Here is a 23849-nt window from a genome sequence, read left to right as displayed (position 1 = left end):
GATCGGAGATGGGTGCGCCGCCGTGGTGTCCGCGGTTACAGATCACCTGCGGGGTCGTCGGTGGCGTGGGCTCGCCGGTACAGGTGGAGACTGACGGCGCTCACCCACGCCCAGGCGATGACGATGGCCGCCGTGAATGCCAGCGTCGCCCAGGGCGCGTTCGCCCCCGAGGCGACGCAGACGAACCCGGCCAGGAAGAGCACGCCCGTGGCGCGGGAGTACAGGGCCCAGCGGCGCCGCCCTTCGGTGCCGAACCGGCGCGCGATGACCAGGCAGGCGGTGATGAGGCACAGGAACCCGACTCCGCCGCAGGCCAGGTGCAGCAGGCCGTGCCAGCTGACGGTGTGGGCGTCGGCGGGGGTCCCCGGCGGGAATCCGGAAGCGGGGTCGGCGGTGAAGACACCGCCGCCGACCAGGCCGGCGCCATAGGCACCGATCAGCCTCGGCGCCCATCGCGCGGCCGTCCCGTGCCGCAGGGATCGCCGGACCCCGACGGCACACGCGATCGTCATCAACCCGGTGAGGAGGAAGTCGGTGATGTGAACCCAGCCGTAGGAGCCGTTGCTGAGCAGGCTCCAGTCGTGGCGGGTGAAGTCGAAGCCCGGGCGCAGCAACCCCTCGGTCACCGAGATGACCAGGTAGAACGGGCCCGCGATCATCCCGTAGCCCAGGAGTGACCTGGTGAGGCGGATGGCGGGCGAGCACGCGCCATGGCTGCCGGTCGGTGTGACGGTCGGCTGAGTCATCGTCGGATCCCTGGTTTCAGGTGGCTGAAGATCGCGGTCGGCTTTGCGCGGCCGGCGGGGTTTCCGGCGGCCTGGGCGGTGACGGACTTCTCGGTACGACGCCGGCGGGTGCCCGACGCCGGCCGCCCGCAGCCGGGATCCGCTCCCTGGGCGGGCGGCTCACCCGACCGGCGCGGAGGGAGGGCCGAGGAACATGCCGCCGCTGGCGTCGAGGGTGTTGGCCGTGATCCAGCGGGCGTCCTCCGAGGCAAGGAAAGCGACGGCGTCGGCGATGTCGTCCGGCCGGCCGATCCGGCCGAGGGCGGTGATGGCCGTCATGCCGGCTCTGATCACGGGAGCGTGCAGGAACTCGTTGATGCCGGTGTCGGTCGCGCCCGGCGCCACGGTGTTCACCGTGATGCCTCGCGTGCCGAGTTCCTTCGCCAGCGTCCGGCTCATGGTCTCCACGGCGCCCTTGGTCATCGCGTAGGCGATCTGCTGGGGCACCGCGACCCGGGCGCTGAGGGAGGAGATGTTGATGACGCGCCCGCCGTCGCGCATCAGCGGCAGCAGTGCCTGGATGAGGAAGAACGGAGCCTTCACGTTGACCGCGAAGACCTCGTCGAACTGCCGCGGGGTCACCTGTCCGATCGCGCCGGCGAACAGGGTGTCCAGATTGCCGCACGCGGCGTTGTTGACCAGGATGTCCAGCGGCTGCCCGCGCAGCCCGGCCCTCAGCCCGGTGACCACCGTCTCAACGTCGCCGTCCAGGCCGAGCTCGGCGCGCACCGGGAAGGCCGTCCCGCCGGCCTGCTCGATCGTGGAGACCGTCTCCTCGGCGGCGTCGCTGTCGCCGCGGTAGTGCACGGCCACCAGCGCGCCGTCGGCGGCCAGCCGCTGGGCGATGCCTCGTCCCATTCCGCGCGATGCGCCGGTCACCAGCGCGGTCTTGCCAGTCAGTTCGGCCATAGGGGTTCCTGTCGGTGATCGGGTACGTGACGGCCTCCAGCCTGCAGGGGACCGCTCACCAACCGCTCACCGGCCGCTCACCGGCCCGGGGCGCTCTGACAGTGGCCGGTCACGCGTCCGGCGGCGCCACTCCGAGAAGGGCCAGCGCCTGGTCGCGGGTCATGGTCGTGCCCCGTGCGAAGGCCGACGCGTAGGTCTGCGCACCGACCAGATCTTTCGCCCCGGCGGCCACCCGGGCCACCTCGGGGTCGGCGGGCATCGGTATGCCGCGGACCGCGACGCTCGCGCCGAGCAGCAACGCGGCCCGTTCGCCGGCGTCGTCGAGCAGGGCCACCCCGGCCATGCCCTCGACCGCGACGGCGGCGGCGGGGAAGTTGCGGTGGCCGAGCGCGACGGCGAGGGCCTGCCGGTAGCGGGACCGAGCCAGGTCGGCGTCGTGGCCGTCCTGCGCGATCCGCCCCAGCCCGATGAGGATCCGCCAGCGGGTGAACCCGGCGCTGATCGACTCCCGCTCACACCCCCGCAATGCCAGCTCGTACAGCTCGCGGGCGGCGGTCAGGTCACCGTTCAGGTGCGCGATCTCACCGAGCCCTCGCTGCGCGCCGGCCCGTGTCTCGAGCATGCCGGTCCTGCGGGCGAACTCGGCGACGCGCTCGTGGTCCGCGCGCGCGGCGGCGAGCCGGCCGGCGGTGATCAGCCCGTCCGCGTTCCGTACGAGGAACCTCGTCATGTCCTCCACCGCGCCCAGCCGTCCGGCCAGGTCGATGGCCTCTGCCATCAGCGTCGCGAACCTCGCGACGTCCACCCGCCAGTCCGCGAGCATGGCCAGCTGGTCCAGTGCGGCGGCGGCGCCCCAGCGGTCGCCGACCGCGCGGAACCCGTCGAGCGACGCCTCGAACGCCTGTGCGGCCTCGCCGGGATCCGCGTCGAGCAGCCCCTTGACACCGCGCTCCAAACCGGAGAAGGCCCGCGCCCAGGGATCGGCCGGGGCCGTCTCGGCAAGGCCGGTGCCGCCGGGCCCGATCACCATGAGCCGGAGCACGGATAGGGACGGGTGCCGCAGGCGGCCTCCGGCGACGGACGGCCTGAGGCTCTCCAGCCGGACTCGCAGCCGCCGGTCGAGGCCGTTGTCGGACGACGCGGCGTGCGCGACGCACAACGTGTACTCCTCGTCGAGCCCGGCGGGCGGCTCGGCACCGATCACCTCGAGCAGCTCCGCGGCCAGCGATGCCCGCTCGCCGCTCAGCCCCCGCAGCTGACCGTGCCACGACAGGGCGGCGAGCAGCCTGAGTGCGAGCGCCGGGTCGGCGCGCACGGCCCAGCGCAGTGCGGCATGGAGGTTGCCCCGCTCGGCGTCCAGCACGGCCAGCCACTCCAACTGGTCAGGGCCGCGCAGGTGAGCGTCGGCGGTCTGGGCCAGGCCCAGGAAGTACGCCGCGTGAGCCGCCCTCAGCCGTTTCCCCTCGCCGGTCCCGGCCAGCCGTCCGGCACAGAACTCCCGTACGGTCTCCAGCATGCGGTACCGCCCCCCGTCGATCTCGACCAGGGATTTGTCGATGAGGTCGGCGAGCAGGTCGACGACCTCATCATCAGGCGGCACGCAGATCTCGGCGACGGCCGGAAGGGTGGCGCCGTCGCTGAAGACCGTCAGTCGCGCGGCCAGCGCCTGCTCGGACCTGCTGAGCAGGTCCCAGCTCCAGGCGACGACGGAGTGAAGGGTCTGATGGCGGGGCGCCGCCGACCGGTCGCCGCGAGACAGCAGCCCGAACCGGTCGTCCAACCGAGCCGCGATCTCCTCGATCGTCAGCGATCGCAGCCTCGCGGCCGCGAGCTCGATCGCCAGGGGCAGCCCGTCGAGCGCCCGGCAAATCCGCAGCACCGCGCCCATGGTGGCGCCGTCGACCGTGAACTCCGGCCGTACGGCCGCGGCCCGGTCGGCGAACAGCCGCACCGCCGGGTGACCGGGCATGTCGAGATCGGCCGTTTCCGGCGGGGGAAACGCCAGCGGACGGACCGGGTACAGCGTCTCACCGGTGATGTCCAGCCTCTCGCGGCTGGTGATGAGGATGCGCAGGCCACGGCAGGCCGTCAGCAGCCGACGGGCCAGCCGGGCGACATCGCGCGCGACGTGCTCGCAGTTGTCCAGGATGAGCAGGATCCGCCGGCCGGCCAGCCCCGTGACCAGCCGGTCGGTGGGGTCGAGCGGGCCGGACAGCGCCGGCACCAGCCCTCCCTCACGGAAACCCAGCGCGTTGATCAACGCTTGCGGGGCGGCGGCCCCGTCGGCTATCGGCGCGAGGTCGACGAAGCAGATCTCGTCCGCCTCGCGCCCCGCCACCTCGATCGCGAGCCGGGTCTTTCCGACCCCGCCCGGCCCGGTGAGCGTGATCAGCCGCGCCTCGCGGAGCAGATCACCGACCCGCTTGAGCTCACCCTCGCGCCCGACGAAACTGGTGAACTGAGCGGGAATCCCGGCGCGTGGCACCTCTGCGAGCGAGCGCTCGGCCTGCAGCACCGCCCGGTGCACGCTCCCGAGCTCCGGGGAGGGATCCAGGCCGAGCTCGTCGGCCAGCGTCCGCCGCGCGTCCTCGAACACCTCGATCGCCTCGGCCTGCCGGCCGCTCCCGTACAGGGCCCGCATGAGCTGCCCGCGCAGCCGTTCCCGCAGGGGATGCGCCGCCACGACCTCGCGCAACTCGGCCACCAGGTCGCGGTGGTCGCCCCGCACCAGGCGCACCTCGGCGCGATCCTCGATCGTGGCCAGCCGCAGCTCCTCCAGCCGGGCGGCCTGCGCCTCGGCGAAGGGCGCGTTCGTGACGTCGGCGAGCGCGGGCCCCCGCCACAAGGCGAGCGCCTCGTTCAGCAGGCGGGCGGCGTGGAGGTGGTCTCCGGCGGCGAGCGCACGCCGCCCCTCCCCCGCGAGCCGCTCGAACCGGTGAACGTCGACGTCGTCGGGATCGACCACCAGCCGGTACCCGGAAGGACCGAACCTTACGAGGTCCTCAGCGCCGCCCGCCGCCCGGAGCCCGCGACGCAGCCGGGAGACCTGCGACTGCAGGGCATGCCCGGAATCGCGTGGAGTGTGCCCGCCGTACAGGCCCTCGACGAGCCGCCGTACGCCCACCCCGCGTCCGGCTTCGAGCAGCAGCATCGCCAGCAGTGAGCGCACCTGTGGTCCGCCGACGGAAAGCGGCCCGCCATCGGCGGACCACACCTCTACCGTGCCCAGAACACCGAACCGCACCTCAGCGATTATCACCCATACCCGGCGCCTGCACGGCCTGCGGCGAAAGGCCTACCGGGGCTGGGTGAAGCGCAGCAGGTTTCCGGCCGGGTCGCGGAAGCCACAGTCACGGACGCCGTACGGCTGGTCGATCGGCTCCTGGACCACCTCCGCGCCTGAGGCCTGGATCTTCTCGAAGGTGGCGTCGCAGTCGTCGGTCGCGAAGACGAGGCGGCCCATCAGGCCCTTGGCCATCAGTTCGGTGATCACCTGCCGGTCGGCCGGTGAGGCGTTCGGGTTCGCGCCCGGTGGTTCGAGGACGATCTCCACCTCGGGCTGGGCGGCCGGGCCGACGGTGACCCAACGCATTCCCTCGAAGGAGACGTCGTTGCGTACTTCGAGGCCGAGCACGTCGCGGTAGAAGTGCAGCGCCTTGTCGTGATCGTCGACGGGGACGACGCAGTGTGAGAGTTTGAGGTCCATGCAGGTCAGGCTACGGGGCCGGCGGCGTGTCCGGCTTCTCCGTTTCTGACCGGTCGGGTGAAGATCTTGGCGAAGCACGCCGGGATGGCCGCGCTCTGGTCGTGGCGCCGGGCGCGGTACGCGCTCGGGCTCTCCCCGACCAGTTCGGTGAACCGCGAGCTGAACGACCCCAGCGACGAGCAGCCCACCTCGAAGCAGACCTCCGTCACGGTCAGGTCGCCGCGGCGCAGCAGCGCCTTGGCCCGCTCGATGCGGCGGGTCATCAGGTAGCTGTAGGGCGTCTCGCCGAAGGCGGCGCGGAAGCTGCGGGAGAAGTGGCCCGCCGACATGTGGGCGGCACGCGCCAGCGCGGGCACGTCGAGCGGCCGTGCGTAGTCACGGTCCATCGTGTCGCGCGCCCGGCGCAGCGCGGCGAGATCCGCGGTCATCACCCCGGCAGCATCCCACGCCGCCGCGGCGTTCTACCAGCTGACCAGGGAATGCTCGTCGGAGAAGACGGCCGGGGTGCCGCCGGTGTGCCAGAAGACCAGCGGCCTGCCGCCGGCGAGTTCGGCGCCGCGTTCGACGACCGCGTGCAGCGCCTTCGCCGTGTACACCGGGTCGGTCAGTACGCCCTCGGTGCGCAGCAGCAACCGCAGGGCCGCCTCGCCGCCGGGTGTCGAGACGCCGTAGCCCTCGCCGAGGAAACCGTCGATGCCGTACGGCGAGCCGATGTCGTGCGGGCCGCCGAGCAGGTCCGCGACTCCCCCGGCGAGGGCCGCCACCTCCGGCATCAGCTCGCCGGCCGTGCCGGACGCCACGACGCCGCACACGGCCGGGCCGCCGTCCCCGCCGGGGAACAGCAGCCGGTGTGCCGCGTGCAGTCCGGACTGCGTGCCGCCCGACGCCGTCGCGTGCACGATCACACCGGGCTCGATCCCCTCGGCGGCGGCCTGTTCGAGCAGCTCCAGGTACGCGGCGGCGAAGCCGAGCGCGCCGTACGGCGTCGAACCGCCGACCGGGATGACGTACGGCCGGTGGCCGTCGGCGGCAAGCGTCGCACGCAGATCCTCCGCGACCCGCGCCAGGTCGTCCCAGCCGGTCAGGCCGGTGAAATGCAGCTCGGCGCCCAGCAGCGTGCTCAGCAGGACGTTGCCGGTCGGCCGGTCCGGGCGGTCGCCGCCGAGGACCAGGTGACACGGCAGGCCGCTCATCGCCGCGCCCGCGGCCACCGTACGCGCGTGGTTGGACTGTGCCGCGCCCATCGTGATCAGGCAGTCCGCTCCGGCCTCACGCGCCTCGCCGAGCAGGAACTCCAGCTTCCGGATCTTGTTGCCGCCGAGCGCGACCCCGGTCAGGTCGTCGCGCTTGAGCCAGACCTCGGCGCCGACCTCGGCGGAGAACCGGCGAGCCGGGTGCAACGGCGTCGGCAGCCGCGCGAGGCGTACCCTCGGCCGCGCCGACAGGCGCCGGGCCAGCTCATCCGCGGTCACGCCGTTCGCAGAATCCATACCGGCCAGTCTGCCCCCACATGGTCATCAGTGCCCGGATCGGGAGTGGACGGTGTCACCCTCGAACATGATGTTCACCCCGAGTACGAGCGGTTCGGCGTGCAGCCGCGCGTAGGCCCCCGATTCACGGGGGCCTACGTGTCCTACCAGGCGAAACCCGGGCTCGGCAGGGGGCCGGTCAGGAGCCGCACAGTGCGATGACGTGTAGCTGCGCGTGTTCGCCCGCGTTGTAACCGCCGCTCGCGAACCACCCGATCTGGCCGTTGTCCACCAGCACCGAGGTGGTGAGTTGCGGCTGGGCCGCCGAGGGGGGATTGTCCGTCGTGACCTGTGCTCCCCCGGAGATCGGCAGGAAGCCCGCCGGGCAGTGGGCGTAGCCACTGGTCTTTCCGCCGGTCGCCCCGGCTACCGGGACGATGGGATAGATCTCCTCCACCAGGCGGGTGGAGCTCGACTGGGGTGCGCACCGGGTGGTGACGACCAGTGTGTCGGTGAAAGTCTTGTCCAGCGCGCTGACCAGCCAGCTCCTCCCGTTGGCGGTAAGGGTGTTGGCGCTCATGAAGAACTCGCTCGTACTGATGGTGCCGTTGCCCGCCCTGAAGTACCCGCCTCCTCCGAACGCGCGCATTCCGGCAGGACAGGTCACCGTCGCCGTCCACTCTCCCGTTGTGGAGTGGACGCTCTGCTCATGGGTGAAGGCCGTCGTGCCGGCGAACTGCGCGGTCGGCGCGCAGGTGGCCTGGGCGACTATCGCGGAACCCAGGTTGCCGTTGGAGGCGTGTGAGGTCGCCACGCCACTGTCGTGGCCAGGCCCGGGAGTGATGCTGTCCAGCGTGTCGGCCAGGCCGCCCACGGAGACGGCCTCCGTCCCGGCCGGGCACTGGGCGGTGACGCTCACGGGTCCTGTTGCCGGAATGGTCCTCGGAGGACTGTAGACCTGCGTGAAGGTGCTCGGCACCAGCGCACCGAAGGTGCCGGCCGTGGCGGTCGCGGGGGTCGCGACGGAGAGCACCCCCAATACGGCCACCGCCATCATCATGGCTGGTCGTCGGATGTTCATTTCCCATTCCTCTCCTTGCCCGAAGTCACAGCGTTCGCGAGCGGCATGACTAACACTCACCGGTCCAGGCGACCCGCGTGATGCTGGCCCACTGATGAGGAGTCATCGAGATGCCGGTGTTTATCTCGCCCCAGTAGTTGTGATTGACGATCGGCATTCGCAGGCCGTCGATGGTGTCCAGCGCGCCGACCTGCCCACCGGCGGAGTCGAGGAACCTCCACGAGCTGTGCCACTGGTCGAATTTGCTCGTGCGGCTGGTCGAGGTGGTGAAAACAAACCGGACCTTGGTGAAACCGGTGGGATCGGGCCTGCTGAGATAGAGGTTGCCGAACATGCTGCAGTCACCGACGCGCATCGGGGCCACGACGGACCATTGGGTCTGGGGCGAGTCGAAGTATTGGTCGTCGGCGAAGACCGTCCCCGTGGCGGCGTACGCGCTTGGAATGCCGACCGCAGTGGCCAGGACGGTTGCCAGGGACAATGCCCCGATGGTCTTCCATGTGGTCATGTGACCTCTCTCCCCGAATGGGTGAACCGACCGTGCCGTTCGGCCGCAGCGAACATTTGTCGCTGGAATCACCCTGCGTCAGGCCCGGCCACCGGACATCGGTGCCGACCACGGACCGAGGATTCCGTGGTGGGCACGGATGCCCCGTCCGTCACCCGATCGTTCCCCTATGGACCGTGCCCGCCCGTACACGCGCCGCGCGGGCGAACTGGTCGTCGAAGCGACGTGGGAACGGCATCATCCGATGCCGTTCCCGCAGGGGGGCGAGCTGACGGACGATGTTGCAGCCGGCAGCGGTGATGACACGCCCGGCGTTGGGAAAGAGCGGCCACGCCGGATAGACGTCGAGATGCGCGACGTCGGGCGGCAGCGCGTCCGGGCGGCTCGGCGACACCAGGGTGAGCCGTGGCCGCAGGCCCTCCAGCCCGGCCATCTCCCGCGCGTACTCGACCAGTTCCATGGTCTCCGGGTCCGGCCCCGAGTGCACGATCAGCCAGCCCTCCACGCCCGTCGACGCATCCGGTGGCTCGGTCAGCTCCAGCGCGGTGACCGACGCGGACACCGAGGCGAGGTACGCCTCGTGCCCGGCCGTCACCGGCTCGACCAGGAACGTCTCGGCGAAGCGCGGTGGCACGGAGGGCAGCAGCGGCCGGTAGACGTCCCAGCGGAGCAGCCGGGCCAGGTGCACGACCCGGGTGCCGGCCGGGACGCTCCGCGCGGTCAGCTCGCCGGCCAGGCCGGCCGGGAAGGCGTCCACGACCAGTTCGGCGGGTTCGAGGTCGGCCAGGACCGCGCCGATCCAGCGGCGGAGCCCGTCGTGGTCGAGCCCGGCGGGCGCGGACAGGACCGGGTGTCCGCCGGTCACGCGCGGGTCGGCGGCGAACGGCGAGCCGGTCAGGATGGTGGCCGGCTCATCCCGCCGCCTCGTGTGCAGGTACGCGCGAATGCGGGTGAGATGCCCCAGACCGCCGCCGTTGGCGTAACAGACGATCACCGCGGCTCAGCCGGTCTCCCGCAGGACGGTCAGGTAGCCGGCGGTCTCCGCCTCCGGGGTGAAGTCACGGCGCACCCGCTCGCCCGCGGCGGCGCCCAGCTTCGCCAGCTCCTCGCCGGTCGCCCGTGCCGCGCGGTCGAGCGCCGCGCGGCAGGCGTACGGGTCACCGGCGGGGAAGGTGAACCCGATCTCGTCGTCGGCCAGGTCGGCGAGGCCGCCCGCGTCCGAGGCGAGCAGAGGTACGCCCAGCGCCGCGGCCTCCAGTGCGACGTTGGGCAGGCCGTCGTAGAAGGAGGGGAGCGCGACGAGGTCGCAGGCCGCGTAGACGGCGGGCAGGTCGTAGCGTTCGAGGAACGGCATGCGCGTCCACGCGAGGCGCTCCAGGCGTTCCCCGACGCCGTCCTCCACCTCGCCGACCAGCAGCAGGTGGAACTCCTCCGCGTGGCCGGACGCGAGCAGGGCGTCCAGCAGGAACCCGACGCCCTTCTTGTTCTTGAGCTGGCCGATGAGGCCGAGCACGCGCCGCCCCGGAGAGACGGACGACGCCCGCCACGCGTCCGCGCGGGACCGCTCGGACGGGAGGATCTCCCAGTTCGCCGTGTCGATGCCGTTCGTCACCCAGGTCACCGGCGCCTCCGGGACCAGGGCGGCCACGAGCGGGCCGTGCGACCGGGCCACGACGCACACGCGTGCGGAGGCACGCAGGGCCGCCAGCAGCGCCTCGCGCCGGCGCAGCGAGAACACCCCGGTGTCGAAGTCGTTGCCGCGCAGGCAGGTGACGAGAGGCACGCCGAGCCAGGCGGCCAGTACGGGCGCGCCCAGCATGGCGTAGGTGCCGCCGAACGCGACGACGTGGGTGTAGGTCTCACCGGTGAGCTCGGTCCAGAGGCGGCGCAGCGCGTGCTCGGGATTGTCATCGAGCGGCGCGGTCAGCAGCCGGCCGCCGTACTCCCGTTCGGCCCACCACTGCCGGTCCCGCCGGGTCAGGTGGGCGACGTCGACCTCCACCTCGGCGCCGCGCAGGCCCCGTACGATGCGGTCGCAGGACTCGGCCATGCCGCCACGGCTCGGCGGATAGTGCTCGGTGAGCCACAGGACACGCATCAGCTGTCGGTCCAGCCGCCGTCACCCGAGTCCGGGTCCACATCACCGCCGATGGCGAAGTCGTCGCCCTGGTCGAACCCGCTCCGGTCGTAGATGTCGTAGCCGGTGTACAGGTTCGGGTCCCCGTAGTCATAGGAACTGCGCTGGTAGTAGGAGCGGCGGAACCCGCGCGCCCAGCCGGGCCGGTACGGGTCGGCGTAGCCCTGGGCGCCGGAGCACTCCGGGCACAGACCCTGCTGGTCGGCGTGCTCGGCGCAGATCTGGCGGCCGCATCGGCACACCGTCACCGCCGCCCGGCCGCAGCGGCCGAGGACGAAGAATCCCGTGGTCGCTCCGCAGGGGTTCACGCGCTCCTCCGTGGAGACGCCGGCGCGGTCCAGCGGAAGAGCTCGGTCACCACGGTGAGGATCACCGGGAACTGCTCCTGCTCCCCGGGCACCCGGCCGAGCTTGGCGATGGCACTGAGCACGGTCCGCTTGCCGTCCTTGCGGCGCACCCCGATCCAGCCCGGCGGAGCCGCGTCCGGCCGGCGTACGCCGGCACCACGGGGCAGCGTGCGCTTGACGTCGATGCGCTGCACGGCCTTCTTCTTCGTCTTCCACTTGTGCTTGTTGCGCGCGTTGACCACGTGGAGCTTCCGGTGGCGGATCCGGTCGGTGACCTTGATCTCCAGGACGCTGCCGTCCTTCAGCTCCGCACGTGCCTGAAGCCAGGGATCCAGCACGAACCATTCGGTGATCTTGCGGACGCGGCCTCCGGCGGGGACCTCCCGCCTCGGGCCGGTCTTGCCGGGCGTGTCCGGGCCGCGAAAGTCCGCGGCGATCGCGACCGCGCCTTCGGGGCCGGCGTCTTCGGACAGCACGTGAATGAGCGGCACCATGACGGTGGTCGCCCTCGCGGGGAGCCGCCATTTCCGGCGCTTCACCGTCGCCTCGTGCTGGGAAAGGCTGGCGAGAACACTCGCCCACTCCCCCGCGCGGGACGACAGCGACACCGTGCGCTCGGTGGTCAGCTGCTGGTGTACGGGGTGGAAGCGGCCGATCGCTTCGCGCGTGTTCCGCCAGAACATGGGGCGGACACTATCAACGTGTTATCCCCGAATTGGAGGTGATAGAGCGATAAATTGTGGCCATTCTCGCCCGCGTCGCGGCCCAGGCGAACTCCTCGCGTACGCGCCGCCGCCCGCGCTCCCCCATCGCCCGCGCCGCGTCCGGATACTCCAGGAGTACGCGGATGGCGCGCGCGAGCTCGGCGGGCCGGTCCGGGGCGACGAGCCGGCCGTGCACACCGTCGGCCATCAGCTCGCGTACGGCGGGCAGGCCGGAGGCCACGACCGGCGTGCCGGCGGCCATCGACTCCAGGATCTTCAGCGGCGCGCAGCCCTGGTCGACGTTGCGCGCACAACCCGTCAGCGGCGCCACCGAGACGGCCGCGCCGGCCAGCCAGGCGGCCACCTCGGCGTGCGGCAGCGTGAACCTCCAGACCACGCGGTCCTCGACGCCGAGGCGCTCGGCCAGGCGCCGCAGCGCCCGTGCGCGGCGTTCCGGCACGGAGGAGAGGATGACCAGCCTCAGGCCGGTCAGGTCCGCCAGCCGGGCGAAGGCGCGGAGCAGCACGTCGAGCCCCTGCCACGGCTGCAGCGCCCCGGCGTAGACGAGGTAGGACTCCGGCGCGTCGTCCGGCCGCGGCCGCTCGGGCGGCACGTCGGCGCCGTTCGGCACCAGCTCGATCCGCTCGCCCGGCACGCCACGGCGGCGGAGCGCGGTCCCGATCACACCCGACGGCACCACCACCACGTCCGCCCGCTCCAGGCAGAAGTCCTCCAGCTCGGCGATCCTGGCGAGCGTGGCCGGGGCCGCCAGCGGCCACGTGTGGCCCAGCTCGACCGATGGCAGGCCGTTGACCTCGTACACCACGGGGTAGCGCCGGCCCGGCGCCGTCACGACCGGCAGCGCGCTCCACGGGTCGCGGACGTGACAGACCCGCAGGGTCTCCACGTGCGGGGCGACGTGCGCGGCGACCCACGCGGAGTACGCCTCGGCCCGGTCGATGAGGTTCGGGATCCGCTCGCCGAAGCGCGCGATCCGGATGCCGGAACCCGGCTCCCACTGGTAGCGCGGCAGGTTCCCTCCGCCCAGTACGCCGAGCAGGCCGCCGCCGAAGCGCTCGAAGAGCTCGGCCGCCATCTGGCCGATGTGCACCGCCGAGCCCTTGGTGGAGGGGAAACGGTCGAACGCGAAGTAGGCCGCGCGTACTTCCGGCGGCCCCGCAGGGGACGCCTGGGTCTCGGGGGCTTCTCCGGTCATGCCGGCTGTCCGGCGCGTGCGGGTGCCGGTCGCGTCCGGCCGGCGCGGTGCCAGGCGAGCTGGTCCGCGAGACCGGCGGCCAGGTCCACCCCGGCCGACCAGCCGAGCAGGCGCGCGGCCTCGCCGCTGTCCGCCCAGGTACGTGCCGCGTCCCCGGCCACGGCGGCGTGGTGGCGGACGCGGGGCCGTACGCCGAGCAGCCCGGCCAGCACCGCGATCGCCTCCCGCACCGGCACGTGTTCGGGGTGCCCGATGTTGAGCACGGTGCCGTACGGCAGGTCGGTGGTGGCCGCGGCGAGCGTGGCGGCCACGACGTCGGATACGTGCGTGAAGGCGCGCGACTGCCCGCCGTCCCCGAGGACGGGGAGCGGGCGACCGCGCAGCCCGGCCTCGATGAACCGGTGGAACGCCATGTCGGGCCGCTGCCGGGGGCCGTAGACCGAGAAGAAGCGCAGCACGACGGCGGGCAGCCCGCGCCCCGCGGCCTGTGCGGTGAGGCGTTCGACCTCCGCCTTGCTCGCCGCGTACGGGCTGGCGGGGCGCAGGGGGTCTCGCTCGGTGTGCGGACGTACGCCCGCCGAGCCGTACACCGACGAACTGGACGCGACGACGACGCGCGGGCGCTCCGTGGCGGCCTCGCAGGCCGCGAGCAGCCGCCGGGTGGCGGTCACGTTGTCGCGCTCCGTGTCGGCGCGGCCCGCGCCCCACGAGCTGCGTACGCCGGGCCGCCCGGCCAGGTGCACGACCACGTCCGCCTCGGCGAGCGGTTCGAGGTCACCGGTGGCCAGGTCGCACGCGGTCCGCGTGATCTCACCGCGGCCGGCCAGCGTCGACCAGTTCGCTCGCGCCGCGGCGGGCGAGGCCGAGCGTTCGAGCGCGTCCACGGCGACGACCTCGTGCCCGGCGCGGGCCATCGCCTCCGCCACCTGGCTCCCGACGAACCCGGCCGCCCCCGTCACCACCGCGCGCACGGTGCGCACGATAGCGGATCACCTCATCTCGGACGCTCTCATCGAGCGACAACGGCACCGTGCGGCGCTACCGTCGGCATTGGCTGATCATCGGGTCGGCGGCGAACGGCACTCGCGGAGCGGACATGACCCCTCACCCCCCGGCGTATCCCCCTACGAGGCCGGGCACCGCCGGCCGCGGCACGGGCATGCTCCTCCTGGTTCCGGCGGCGTTGACCGCCCTGGTCACGCTCGTCGTACCGACCGGACAGACGATCGTGCGGAGCCTGCAGAGGGGTGGCGGCATCGGCCTGCCCGCCCGCTCCGCGGGCCTGCGCAACTACACCGAACTGCTCGGCAGCGCGACCTTCTGGAAGGCGCTCTTCTTCTCGGCCTCGTTCGCCATCATCCCGCTGGTCGTGCTGCTGGTCGTCGGGCCGGCGCTCGCCGCCGCGCTCGAACGCGCGGGAACCTGGCCACGCCGCGTGGGCCGGATCCTGCTGTCGCTGCCGCTCGTGGTGTTCTCCCCGGTCGCCATCGCCGCGGGATGGATCGCGGGGCAGCGCGACGGCGGGATCGCGACGGCGTTCGGCCGGCTGGGCCGGGGCGGGGCGGCGTCCCCGACGCTTCCCCTCATCACCGCCGCGGCGACGTTCGGCCTCCTGTGCGGCCTGGCACTGCTGGTCTTCCTGCCGGTCATGCGCGGCCGTTCGGAGGGCCGCCCGCTGACGCCGGTCATGGTCGCGGTCGGATCGATCACCGTGCTGGCGGCGTTCGCGGTCGCGCTCCAGGTGTTCTCCCTCGACGTGATGATGGCGTCCGGCAGGCAGCCCACCCTCGCGATGCTGGAGTACCGGGCCGCCTACTTCTACGCCGACTTCGGCGGCGGCGCCGCCGTCGCGACGGTGACCGGCCTGCTCCTCGGCGTGCTCGGCGTGCTGGCCACGATCGTCGCGGTGCGTACGGGTGTGCGGATCGAGCTCAGGCCGGCGAGCGCGCCGCAGCAGCCGGACGAGCCGTCCCCGTCCCCTGACGGAGGCCGCGTGGCGGTCGGTGTGGTGGTGCTGGCCCTGGTTCTGGCGATCGCCGTGGTGTGCTCGTGGCCGTGGCTCTCGAGCCTGTCCTCAGGCGGGCACGCTCTGCCGGTGGGCCCGCGCACGCCCACCGGGCGCCTCTACACCAACACCTGGATACCGCCGGTACTCAGCGCGATCGTCTCGGTCGGCGCAGCGTACCTGGGCGCGCTCGGGATCGGCGGCCTGCGCCCGCTCGGCCGGCGCAGCGAATGGCTGCTCCTGCCCTTCGCGCCGTGGCTCTTCGTCGGCATCGGCCCCCTGAGCATCGTCGACTACGAGAACGCGCGGCGCCTGGGAGCGATCAACCACTTCGCCGGACTGCTGCCACCGCTCCTGCTCAGCGTGCCGTCGCTCCTCGTGCTCACGATCTTCTGCCGGACCCGCGCGGCACTGTGGCGTGCGGAGCAGGCGCGGGGCGCGCCGGCGTTCGTCCGGCTGGTCGCGCTGCCCGCGCTTCCGCTCGCCGCGTTCATGGGCGGCGTGACCGTGCTGTTCGGCGCGCACGGGCTGCTGTGGCCGACGCTGGTGAGCACCTCGGGGGAGATGCAGACCGCGCCGATGGCGGTGTTCCGGCAGATTGCGCAGTACGGCGCCGGCCTGGGCGGGACGGGGTCCGGCATCGCGACACCGATCATCCTGGTCGTCGTGTTCTTCCTGGCCCTGGGCGCGCTGCAGGTCCTCTACCTCGACCGGCTCGTGATCACGACGGGGCCCGCCGGCGAGGCCGGCGACGACGCGCCGGCCGGGGCGCCCATCTGGGGAGCCGCTTCGGGGCCGCAGCAGTGGGCCGGTCGCGGCTACGGTCCGCCGCCGGGGTATCCCGCCCAGCCGGGTCCCTATGGCCCGCCGCAAGGCCCGTACGGCCCGCCGCCGGGAACTCCGGGCCCGTACGGCCCGCCGCCGTCCGGAGCTCCGGCTCCGTACGGTCCGCCGCCGGGGCCTGTCGGCCTGTATGGTCCTCCACCGCCTGGCTATGGTCCTCCACCGCCCGGCTACGGGCCCCAGGGACAGCCCGCGCCGTACGGCCCGCCACCGCTACCACCCGGCGGCTACGGGCCTCCGTCCGAGCCACCCGCGCTCCCGCACCCCGGGGACGCCCCTGCGGGGCAGACCGCCGCGGACAGGCCACCGCCACCGTCGGAGTCCGCGCCCGAGGACCCGGAGCAGTCCGAGCCGGAGGAGACGGCACCGCCCGAGCCGGAGGAGACGGAGTCGGACCGGCCCGGCTGACCGGACGCCCGGACCGGCCGTTGGAGATCGTCGCTCGCCGGGTCGCCGGGCGCGGGATGGCCGGCCTGTCCGGCGTTACCGGTCGAGGGCGTCGAGCAGTTCTTTCTTGTTCATCTGCGAGCGGCCCTTGATGCCCCGGCGCTGTGCCTCGGCGTACAACTGGTCCTTGGTCCGGCCTCGTGGACCGGGGCGCCCCGACCTCTTGCCGCCACGCTCCTGGGGCGACATGTCGCGGAGCGAACTCTTACTCGCCTGCTTGGACTCCCCGGCCCGCGCGCGGTTCTTGTTGACGGTGCGGGCGGCGATCTCCTCGGCGCGGTCCTCGCTCGTGCCGCGTTCCTTGGCCGAGGCCTTGATGTGCTCGTACTGCCGCTCTCGTTTCCTGCTCCACTGACCCTGCGGCATGACGCCTCCTTCGCCGTCGTGTCCGTTGGCACTACGAAGCGAGCCCTACCCAGCACCGTGCGGTGCATTCCGGTCGTTCAGCCGAGGTGGGAGCCGGTCACGGCAGGGTGGTGCGCGCCGAGGAAGAAGATGCCCGGATAGCCGCGGGTCTCAAAGCCCGCGCTGGGGTTGTGGCGCAGCGACGAGCCCTCGATGCGCATCGTGCCGGTGCGGTCGTTGCTGACGAAGAAGACCGCTCCGCCGCCCTCGCGGGCGTGGTTGTTCGCGATGACCGTGCCGGCGATCCGCAGCGTGAAGCGGTTGCCGTCGTTGTAGACGGCTCCCCCGCTGCCACCGCCGGGCGTGCCGCCGCGTGCGGGGTTGGCGCCGTCGCCGACCGCGGAGTTGTAGGACATGACGCTGTTGAGCACGGTCCACGAGACGCCGATGCTGCTCAGCGCGCCGCCGTTGGAACACGAGCCGCCCTGGCCGGAGGCGCCGCCGAAAGTGCTGCTCACCACGTACACCGGCAGGTTGTGGTACTGGCTCAGTACGCGGATGGCGGCACCGCCGAGGTCGGGCCCCGTACGGTCGCAGCGGTTGCGGACGAAGCGCGAGTTGACCACCTTGAAGCGCCCGCCGCGTACGAAGATGGCGCCGCCGCCTCCGCCCTCGGTCTTGTTCCCGGTCGAGTTGCCGTCGGCGAACGTCAGGTTCTGCACGGTGAGCTCGGGCGTGGCCTGGTCCTGGCAGTGGGAGGTGGTGTAGCCCTGCGCCGGGTCGCAGGTGTTCATGTAGAGGATCCGGCGCCGGCCGCCGCCGCTGAGCGTGACCTTGCCGCCGCCGTCCAGGACGATGCGGGGACCGTGGGCGTTCCTGATCTTCGCGGTCGCCCCCATCGTGATGGTCACCGGCTTGGGACCGCAGGAGAACCGGATGACGCCGCCGGCGGCGACGGCGGACACGACCGCGCTCGACGTACAGCTGCCCGGCGTGCCCTTCCCGATCACTCTGGTCGCGTGCGAGGTGTCGACCGCGCGTGCGGCGGCCGGAACCGCGGCGTGGCCGTCCGGGTTGCCCTGCCGGAACGGCTTGGGCCTGGGCTTCTTCTTCGACGGCGACGGGCTGGGTGTCGGCGAGATCGGCGGGGAGAGGGCGAGCGGGCTCTGCGACGGACCGGCGTCCGCCGAGGGGTGATGGGACGAGCCACATCCGCTCAGCACAGAAGCGAGCAACACTCCCATAAGCACCAAAACACCACGCTTGTCACGCATCCGCCGATACTAGGGCGCAACTCCGCCCCGCGGGCTCATGTCACGCGGACTTCACCCCACAGTCCGGACCGTGTCAGGCGACACAGCGGCCGGACGAACCGGCGCACATCATGAGGTCGGAGACAGGGGTGGGGAGAGCCGATGGACGATACGCCGCCGCCACCGGCCGATCCGGCCGACGCCGATCCGGCCGACGCCGATCCGGCCGACGCCGAGTCGACCGCCGAGTCGGGGGACGACGGGCTCCCGGCGCTGAACATGCGCTGGTACGACTATGCCGAGGCGGCCGCGACGGCGCGTTTCACGGTCGTCGCCCGGCGCCTGCCCGCGCTGATCCACCACGCGCTGCGGCTGGCATGGCGCGCCGGTCCCGCCGACACCGTCACGACCATGGCGCTGAACCTGTTGTCCGGCGTCTTCACGGCCCTGGGCCTGCTCGCCACGACGGGAGTGCTCGAAGCCCTGCTCGCGGCGGGCCCCACCCCGGATCGGGTGCGTGCGGCGCTCCCCTCGCTCCTCCTGGTCGGCGGAGCGGGCGTCGCGCAGTCGCTGCTGTCGGCCGCCGCCGGCTGGGCGCAGGCGAGACTGGAGCCGCGGGTCCAGCAGCAGGTCGAGATGGAGCTGTACGAGGTCACCAGCCGCATCGACCTCTCCAGCTACGACGACTCGGAGTTCTACGAGGCCCTGTCGCGCGCCGAGGGACCCGGCTCCTCGGCCGCGCAGCAGGTGGTCTCCGACACGGTCGACATCGTCACCGGTGCGACGTCCTTCGTCGCCGCCGGGATCGCGATCACGACGCTGCATCCCCTCCTCCTCCCCCTGCTGTTCGTGACGGCTCTGCCGGAGGCCTGGGCGGCGATACGCGTCGCGCGCTCGCGCTACCTGATGATGCTGGCCACCATCGGCCCGAGATACCACTCCTCGATCCTCGGCAACCTGCTCAGCAACCAGTGGTTCGCCGGCGACCTGCGCTCGTACACCATGCAGGACTTCCTGCTTGCGCAGTACCAGCGAGTGGCCGGCATCTACCGGGACGCCCAGCTCGTCCTCGCCCGTAAGAACGTGGTGACACGGCTCGCCGGGGACGCCGGTTCGGGTACGGCCAGCGGGCTCGTCTACCTCGCACTCGGCCTGCTGCTGGCGGCGTCCTGGCTACCGCTCGCCGTGGCCGGGACCGCCGTGCTCGCCATCCGGACCAGCCGGACCGCCCTGTCGAACCTGATCCACGCGGTGAACAGCTGCTACGAGGAGGGGCTGTACCTCACCGACTACCTGACGTTCCTGGAGACCGCCCGTACCCATCTGCCGCCGCCGGCGGAGGCCGAGGTCCCCGGCGTCTTCGCCACGATCGCCGTGGAGAAGGTGTCGTTCACCTATCCGGGCGGCGACCAGCCCGCCCTGCGGGACGTGTCGCTCACCCTGGCGGCCGGTCAGATCGTGGCGCTCGTCGGGGAGAACGGCTCGGGAAAGAGCACGCTGGCCAAGCTGCTCGCCCACCTGTACACCCCCGACTCCGGGTGCATCCGCTGGGACGGCGTCGACCTCGCGACCACCGACGCCCAGGCCGTACGCTCCCAGGTCGCCGTGATCGCCCAGGACCACGCGCACTGGCCGATGACCGCGCGGGTCAACGTCGTGCTGGCCGACGAGGACGACCCCGACCGCCTCCACCGGGCGGCCGGCTCGGCCGGCACCGACGAGGTCGTCGCCGACCTGCCGCGCGGCTGGGACACGATGCTGGACCGCAGGTTCAAGGACTCCCACCAGCTCTCCGGCGGGCAGTGGCAGCGCGTCGCCGTGTCACGCGGCTTCTACCGCGACGCGCCGCTGATCATCTGCGACGAGCCGTCCTCGAACCTGGACGCACGGGCGGAACACACGCTCTTCGAGGCCATCCGCCGGCACATGCGCGACCGTACGGTCGTCCTGATCACCCACCGGCTCGCCAACATCCGCCACGCCGACGTCATCCATGTCCTCGATCACGGCGAGCTCACCGCCAGCGGCACCCACGAGGAGCTCATGGCGCGCGAGGGCACGTACCGCGACCTGTACCTCCTGCAGGCCGCCGCGTACGACACCCCGGTACCGGCCTCCGGCGGCACGGATACCGGGGAACATGTCCGACCGCCGCTGGGATGAACAGGTCGCGTACTACCGCCGCAGGGCAGGCGAGTACGACGCCACCGCGTACGGCGCCCTGCCGGACGCCGGTGACCGGATCGGAGCGTTGGTCGACCGGCTGCGCCCGTCCGGAGACGTGCTGGAGATCGCCTGCGGTACAGGGATGTGGACCCGGCACCTGGCAGTCCACGCCCGTACCCTGACCGTGATCGATTCCGCCCCGGAGATGGTCACCCTGGCACGGCGCCGGGCACCGGGCGCCACCTTCCTGGTCGCGGACGTGCTCGACTGGACGCCGCCGCGGCGCTTCGACACCGTGTTCTTCGCGTTCTGGCTTTCGCATGTGCCGACGTCCGCGTTCGACCGCTTCTGGTCGGTCGTCCGCGCGGCGCTCAGCGAGGACGGACGGGTGATCGTCGTTGACGACCAGCCCACCGCCGCCGACGAGGAGACCTACGTCGCGGGGTCGGCCGAGGTCGTCGAGCGACGTCTGGAGGACGGGAGCCGCCACCGCCTCATCAAGCTTCCCCGCGGTCCCGGCGAGCTCACCGCCCGCCTCGGGGACCTGGGTTGGCAGGTCGGCATCGAGCGGGTGGCCCCGGACTGGCTGATCTGCCAGGCCCGCCCGACCCCCTAGCCTCTTCCGTCGTCAGTTCGCCGGCTGCTCGTCGGCGGCGAGCTCCTCCGTCGCCCGTTCGGTGATCGCCTGCAGCGTGCGGATGGTCGTCTCGATGTCGTCGGCGGGGAACCGGCCCAGCAGCCGGGCCGTCGGGACGGCGATGTGTTCGCGCAGGCCACGGTGCAGGGCCTGCCCCTCGGCGGTCAGGTCGACCTCCGCGTCGCCGCGGATCAGGTCGTCGGCCTCGAGCCGGGCGAGCAGTTCGCGTACCGACTCGGGGTCCAGGGTCCGCGAGCCCTCGAGCCGTTCGCGCAGCTCCTGGCGGGCCAGCCCTGGCCCGTACGTGGCGATCACCTGCAGGGCGTACCAGGTCTCGGGTGTCGTCCCGCGCTCGGCGAGGTGGCGGCTCAGCACGACCGTCAGGATCTGCTCGGCGTTGGCCAGGGTCTGGCCGAAGGAGGCCGGTGGTGTGGGCATGTCAGGCTCCGTTCCCCTAAGATAGACAGGTAACTGACCACTAATGTACGCAAGTAGACAGGCACCTGTCTATCCATGGAAACGAACTTTCCCGACCACCCGCTGATCGGGCTTCTCCTGCGACTCGTCTACCAGCACTATGCCCAGGACATCGACGCCACGTTGAGCGAGGCGGGCTTCGGTGACATCCGCCCCTCGCACGCGAACGTGTTCCCGTTCGTTCCGCCTGAGGGCATCACCGTCTCGGGACTCGCCGAGCTCGCCCGGGTGCGCAAGCAGACGATGGCCCAGGCGGTCGACCAGCTCGAGCGCATGGGCTATGTCGAGCGCCGCCCGGACCCGCACGATCGCCGCTCACGGCTGGTCTTCCTCACCGAGCGTGGCGCGTCCGTCAAGCCGGTCACCCACGCGACCGCGACGCGCGTCGAGGAGCGCTGGGCGGAGCTGACGAGCCCGGAGGAGCTGGAGACCCTGCGCGCCACGCTGCTGCGGCTGCTGACAGAGCTACGGGCCGAGTAGAACCGGACCGCGCCCGGCGTGCGGGACCTCGCTGCGCGGGGGTGCGAGCCGAACCGGGCCGCCCCGGCCCGGCTCACGTCACGAGCGGACGGACCTGCTCGGCCGTGAAGCGTACGAAGCCCTCCGGATCGGGCTCGTCGAGGGTCGGCTGCAGGACCACGGTGTCGGCACCGGCCTCCGCCCACCGCTGGACGGCCTCGGCGACCGTACGCGCGTCGCCGGCGACGCCGAGCTCCGGATCGTCTCCGGTGCGCCGCAGCTCGGCGGCCAGCCGCTCGTCCGCACCCGGCCCGGTCGCGGCGAGAAGGTAGACGGTCACCGAGTGCGGGTCGGTGCGGCCCCCGGCCGTGCGGCCCTCCTCCACGAGCAGACGTGCCTCGCGTACCCCGTCCGGCGTCGTACTGGCGGTGAGGATGGTCCCGTCTGCGGCCTCGCCGCAGAGACGCAGCGACCGCGGCCCGGTCGCCCCGGCGAGCACGGCCGGCGGAGTCGCGGGAGGCCGGTCGAGGGTGACGGCGTCGAGCCGGACATATCGCCCGTCCACACTGACCTGCTCACCGGCGAGCAGGGCGCGCAGCGCGATGAGGTGCTCGCGCAGCAGCGTCACCGGCGAATCGACCCGCGCGCCGACCTGCTCCATCCAGTCCTGCACGCCGTGCCCGACGCCGATGTTCACCCGGCCGGGGAACAGCCGGTGCAGTGTGGCGATCTCCATCGCGGCCAGCGCGACGTTGCGCAGCGGCACCGGCAGCAGGCCGACGCCGACCCGCAGCCGGTCCGTCCAGCCCAGCACGGCGGCAGCGGTCGCGACGCCGCTGCCCCAGAAGCAGTCCTCCCACAGCCACAGCTCGTCCAGGCCCGCGGCGTCCGCCGTACGGGCCAGGTCACGCAGTCGTTCCGGTGGTAGCTGGGGCAGGCACACGGCGCCGAGAACGGTCATACGTCCATCCTCACGCATCCCCCCACCGGCCCGCGAGTACTCGTCCCACCGGCGTGTGAATCGTGTCCCGGCGCCCCCTGGAGCGCCCATGGCACAGTGGCCTGATGTCATCGCGCCGCCGATCGGCGCGGGCCGCGCTCTCCGCGCGCGGTCGCGCGGCTGACCAACGGGTCACAGTGCCGGGCAGCCTCGGCCCGCCGGCGGTCACGTCGCCGCCGGCGCGTGGCCACGATCGAGCGCTGCTGGTCGGAGCGGGTATCGTGCTGGCCGCCGTGGTGGTGGCCGGCGCGTTGCGCGTCCGGTCTCCCATCGACCCACCATCATGAGGAGACCATGAGTTCCCCGTTGTCCGGCCTCGGACTCACCATCCCGCTGATCGCCGCCCCGATGGCAGGCGGACCGACCACACCCGCGCTGGTGACCGCCGCCGCGCGCGCGGGCGGTCTGGGCCTTCTCGCCGGCGGATACAGGACTCCGCAGGAACTGGCCGGGCACATCACCGCCGTACGCGCGCAGGCCGTGCCGTTCGGCGTCAACCTGTTCGCGCCCAACCCGGTACCCGTCGACGCCGAGGCCTACCGCCGCTACGCACGGTCCATCCAGGCCGAGGGCGACCGTTACGACCTCGACCTGACCGGTGGCGACCCGGTCGAGGACGACGACCACTGGCACGACAAGATCGACCTCCTGCTCGCCGATCCGGTGGCGCTCGTCGGCTTCACCTTCGGCGTACCGGACCCGGCCGTGGTCGCCGCCCTGCGCAGCGCGGGCACCGTGGTCGTCCAGACGGTCACCTCCGCCGAGGAGGCCCGCATCGCGGCGGACGCGGGTGCCGACCTGCTCGCCGTGCAGGCGTCGGCCGCGGGTGGCCATTCGGGCACCCTGACACCGGAGCGCGTACCGCCGCCGACGCCCGTCGCCGACCTGGTCACCGAGGTGCGCTCGGCGGTCTCCCTGCCGCTCATCGCGGCCGGCGGAATCGCCACGCCCGCCGACGTCGCGGCGGTGATCCGCGCCGGAGCGATGGCCGCCATGGTGGGCACGGTCCTGCTGCGCGCCGACGAGAGCGGTACCTCGGCGGTGCACCAGGCCGCTCTCGCCGACCCGGACCGTGACCGCACCGTCGTGACCCGGGCGTTCACCGGCCGCCCCGCGCGCGCCCTGCGCAACGACTTCACCGACCGGTACACCGGCGAGGCGCCGGCCGGATATCCGGCCCTGCACCACCTGACCAGCCCCATGCGTAAGGCCGCGGCCGCCGCGGGCGACCCCGAACGGGTCAACCTGTGGGCCGGGACCGGCCACCGCCACGCGACCGCCGAGCCGGCGGATCGCATCCTGACCCGGCTCGCCGAAGCCCTCTGACCGTCTCCGGCGCCGTCGCCGCCGGTCAG

The 23849-nt window shown here is 72.6% G+C and carries 23 protein-coding genes; 5 read left to right on the top strand and 18 right to left on the bottom strand.

Annotation, left to right across the window (positions count from 1 at the left end; all coding sequences use genetic code 11):
- Positions 1–35: 35 nt before the first annotated feature.
- The 14 genes from FB559_RS41795 to FB559_RS41730 form a co-directional block, all read right to left on the bottom strand.
- Positions 36–746 (bottom strand): DUF998 domain-containing protein, encoded by a 711-nt coding sequence (locus tag FB559_RS41795; RefSeq protein WP_141963509.1) that lies wholly within the window; start codon positions 744–746, stop codon positions 36–38.
- A gap of 159 nt (positions 747–905) precedes the next feature.
- Complete coding sequence (locus FB559_RS41790) at positions 906–1694, bottom strand: SDR family NAD(P)-dependent oxidoreductase (RefSeq protein ID WP_141963507.1); 789 nt, start codon at positions 1692–1694, stop codon at positions 906–908.
- Positions 1695–1803: 109 nt separating this feature from the next.
- Positions 1804–4938 carry an AfsR/SARP family transcriptional regulator gene (locus tag FB559_RS41785; RefSeq protein ID WP_141963505.1) on the bottom strand — a complete coding sequence of 1045 codons (3135 nt, stop codon included), beginning with the start codon at positions 4936–4938 and terminating at the stop codon, positions 1804–1806.
- A gap of 51 nt (positions 4939–4989) precedes the next feature.
- Positions 4990–5400: a VOC family protein gene (locus FB559_RS41780; protein WP_141963504.1), complete on the bottom strand. Its 411-nt coding sequence runs from the start codon at positions 5398–5400 to the stop codon at positions 4990–4992.
- Positions 5401–5405: 5 nt separating this feature from the next.
- Complete coding sequence (locus tag FB559_RS41775; protein WP_141964128.1) at positions 5406–5828, bottom strand: helix-turn-helix transcriptional regulator; 423 nt, start codon at positions 5826–5828, stop codon at positions 5406–5408.
- A 33-nt stretch (positions 5829–5861) separates the two neighbouring features.
- Positions 5862–6890 carry a 1-aminocyclopropane-1-carboxylate deaminase/D-cysteine desulfhydrase gene (locus tag FB559_RS41770; RefSeq protein ID WP_141963503.1) on the bottom strand — a complete coding sequence of 343 codons (1029 nt, stop codon included), beginning with the start codon at positions 6888–6890 and terminating at the stop codon, positions 5862–5864.
- Positions 6891–7068: 178 nt separating this feature from the next.
- Complete coding sequence (locus FB559_RS41765) at positions 7069–7917, bottom strand: hypothetical protein (RefSeq protein ID WP_141963501.1); 849 nt, start codon at positions 7915–7917, stop codon at positions 7069–7071.
- 82 nt (positions 7918–7999) lie between these two features.
- Positions 8000–8458: a hypothetical protein gene (locus FB559_RS41760; protein WP_141963499.1), complete on the bottom strand. Its 459-nt coding sequence runs from the start codon at positions 8456–8458 to the stop codon at positions 8000–8002.
- 151 nt (positions 8459–8609) lie between these two features.
- A complete protein-coding gene (locus FB559_RS41755) occupies positions 8610–9452 on the bottom strand; it encodes a hypothetical protein (protein ID WP_141963497.1) in 843 nt (280 codons plus the stop codon).
- A gap of 6 nt (positions 9453–9458) precedes the next feature.
- The gene (locus FB559_RS41750; RefSeq protein ID WP_246122912.1) at positions 9459–10556 is read right to left on the bottom strand and encodes a glycosyltransferase family 4 protein; all 1098 of its coding nucleotides are present in this window, start codon (positions 10554–10556) and stop codon (positions 9459–9461) included.
- Positions 10556–10903 (bottom strand): hypothetical protein, encoded by a 348-nt coding sequence (locus FB559_RS41745; protein WP_141963493.1) that lies wholly within the window; start codon positions 10901–10903, stop codon positions 10556–10558. The genes FB559_RS41750 and FB559_RS41745 overlap by 1 nt, the downstream gene beginning before the upstream one ends.
- The gene (locus FB559_RS41740; RefSeq protein WP_141963491.1) at positions 10900–11625 is read right to left on the bottom strand and encodes a hypothetical protein; all 726 of its coding nucleotides are present in this window, start codon (positions 11623–11625) and stop codon (positions 10900–10902) included. The genes FB559_RS41745 and FB559_RS41740 overlap by 4 nt, the downstream gene beginning before the upstream one ends.
- 13 nt (positions 11626–11638) lie before the next feature.
- Positions 11639–12862, bottom strand: a complete 1224-nt coding sequence (locus FB559_RS41735; protein ID WP_141963489.1) for a glycosyltransferase family 4 protein — start codon at positions 12860–12862, stop codon at positions 11639–11641.
- Complete coding sequence (locus FB559_RS41730) at positions 12859–13842, bottom strand: NAD-dependent epimerase/dehydratase family protein (RefSeq protein ID WP_246122911.1); 984 nt, start codon at positions 13840–13842, stop codon at positions 12859–12861. Before FB559_RS41730 ends, FB559_RS41735 begins: the two co-directional genes overlap by 4 nt.
- A gap of 116 nt (positions 13843–13958) precedes the next feature.
- Here FB559_RS41730 and FB559_RS44430 point away from each other — a divergent pair, with 116 nt between their 5' ends.
- The gene (locus FB559_RS44430; RefSeq protein WP_185792745.1) at positions 13959–16118 is read left to right on the top strand and encodes a carbohydrate ABC transporter permease; all 2160 of its coding nucleotides are present in this window, start codon (positions 13959–13961) and stop codon (positions 16116–16118) included.
- A 75-nt stretch (positions 16119–16193) separates the two neighbouring features.
- Here FB559_RS44430 and FB559_RS41720 read toward each other — a convergent pair whose 3' ends face one another.
- A complete protein-coding gene (locus FB559_RS41720) occupies positions 16194–16523 on the bottom strand; it encodes a plasmid stabilization protein (protein ID WP_141963487.1) in 330 nt (109 codons plus the stop codon).
- A 77-nt stretch (positions 16524–16600) separates the two neighbouring features.
- Positions 16601–17740: a hypothetical protein gene (locus tag FB559_RS41715; protein ID WP_221640725.1), complete on the bottom strand. Its 1140-nt coding sequence runs from the start codon at positions 17738–17740 to the stop codon at positions 16601–16603.
- A gap of 177 nt (positions 17741–17917) precedes the next feature.
- Between FB559_RS41715 and FB559_RS41710 the strand changes: the two genes are divergently transcribed.
- The gene (locus FB559_RS41710) at positions 17918–19918 is read left to right on the top strand and encodes an ABC transporter ATP-binding protein (protein WP_246122910.1); all 2001 of its coding nucleotides are present in this window, start codon (positions 17918–17920) and stop codon (positions 19916–19918) included.
- Positions 19896–20537 carry a class I SAM-dependent methyltransferase gene (locus FB559_RS41705; protein WP_141963484.1) on the top strand — a complete coding sequence of 214 codons (642 nt, stop codon included), beginning with the start codon at positions 19896–19898 and terminating at the stop codon, positions 20535–20537. The genes FB559_RS41710 and FB559_RS41705 overlap by 23 nt, the downstream gene beginning before the upstream one ends.
- Positions 20538–20549: 12 nt before the next feature.
- Here FB559_RS41705 and FB559_RS41700 read toward each other — a convergent pair whose 3' ends face one another.
- A complete protein-coding gene (locus FB559_RS41700) occupies positions 20550–20996 on the bottom strand; it encodes a MarR family winged helix-turn-helix transcriptional regulator (protein ID WP_141963482.1) in 447 nt (148 codons plus the stop codon).
- 75 nt (positions 20997–21071) lie between these two features.
- On the opposite strand from FB559_RS41700, the gene FB559_RS41695 reads away from it, so the two are divergent.
- Entirely contained in the window at positions 21072–21515 is a 444-nt protein-coding gene (locus tag FB559_RS41695; RefSeq protein ID WP_141963480.1) for a MarR family winged helix-turn-helix transcriptional regulator, read from the top strand.
- Between the two features lie 73 nt (positions 21516–21588).
- On the opposite strand, the gene FB559_RS41690 is transcribed toward FB559_RS41695, so the two are convergent.
- Positions 21589–22455: an LLM class flavin-dependent oxidoreductase gene (locus tag FB559_RS41690; RefSeq protein WP_141963478.1), complete on the bottom strand. Its 867-nt coding sequence runs from the start codon at positions 22453–22455 to the stop codon at positions 21589–21591.
- 333 nt (positions 22456–22788) lie between these two features.
- Here FB559_RS41690 and FB559_RS41685 point away from each other — a divergent pair, with 333 nt between their 5' ends.
- Entirely contained in the window at positions 22789–23820 is a 1032-nt protein-coding gene (locus FB559_RS41685) for a nitronate monooxygenase (protein WP_141963476.1), read from the top strand.
- Positions 23821–23849: the final 29 nt, after the last annotated feature.

Origin of the sequence: Actinoallomurus bryophytorum, from assembly GCF_006716425.1 — a bacterium.
GTDB classification, from domain to species: Bacteria; Actinomycetota; Actinomycetes; order Streptosporangiales; family Streptosporangiaceae; genus Actinoallomurus; species Actinoallomurus bryophytorum.
Note: the sequence above shows the minus strand (reverse complement) of the source record. Positions and strands in the feature narration are given on the sequence as shown.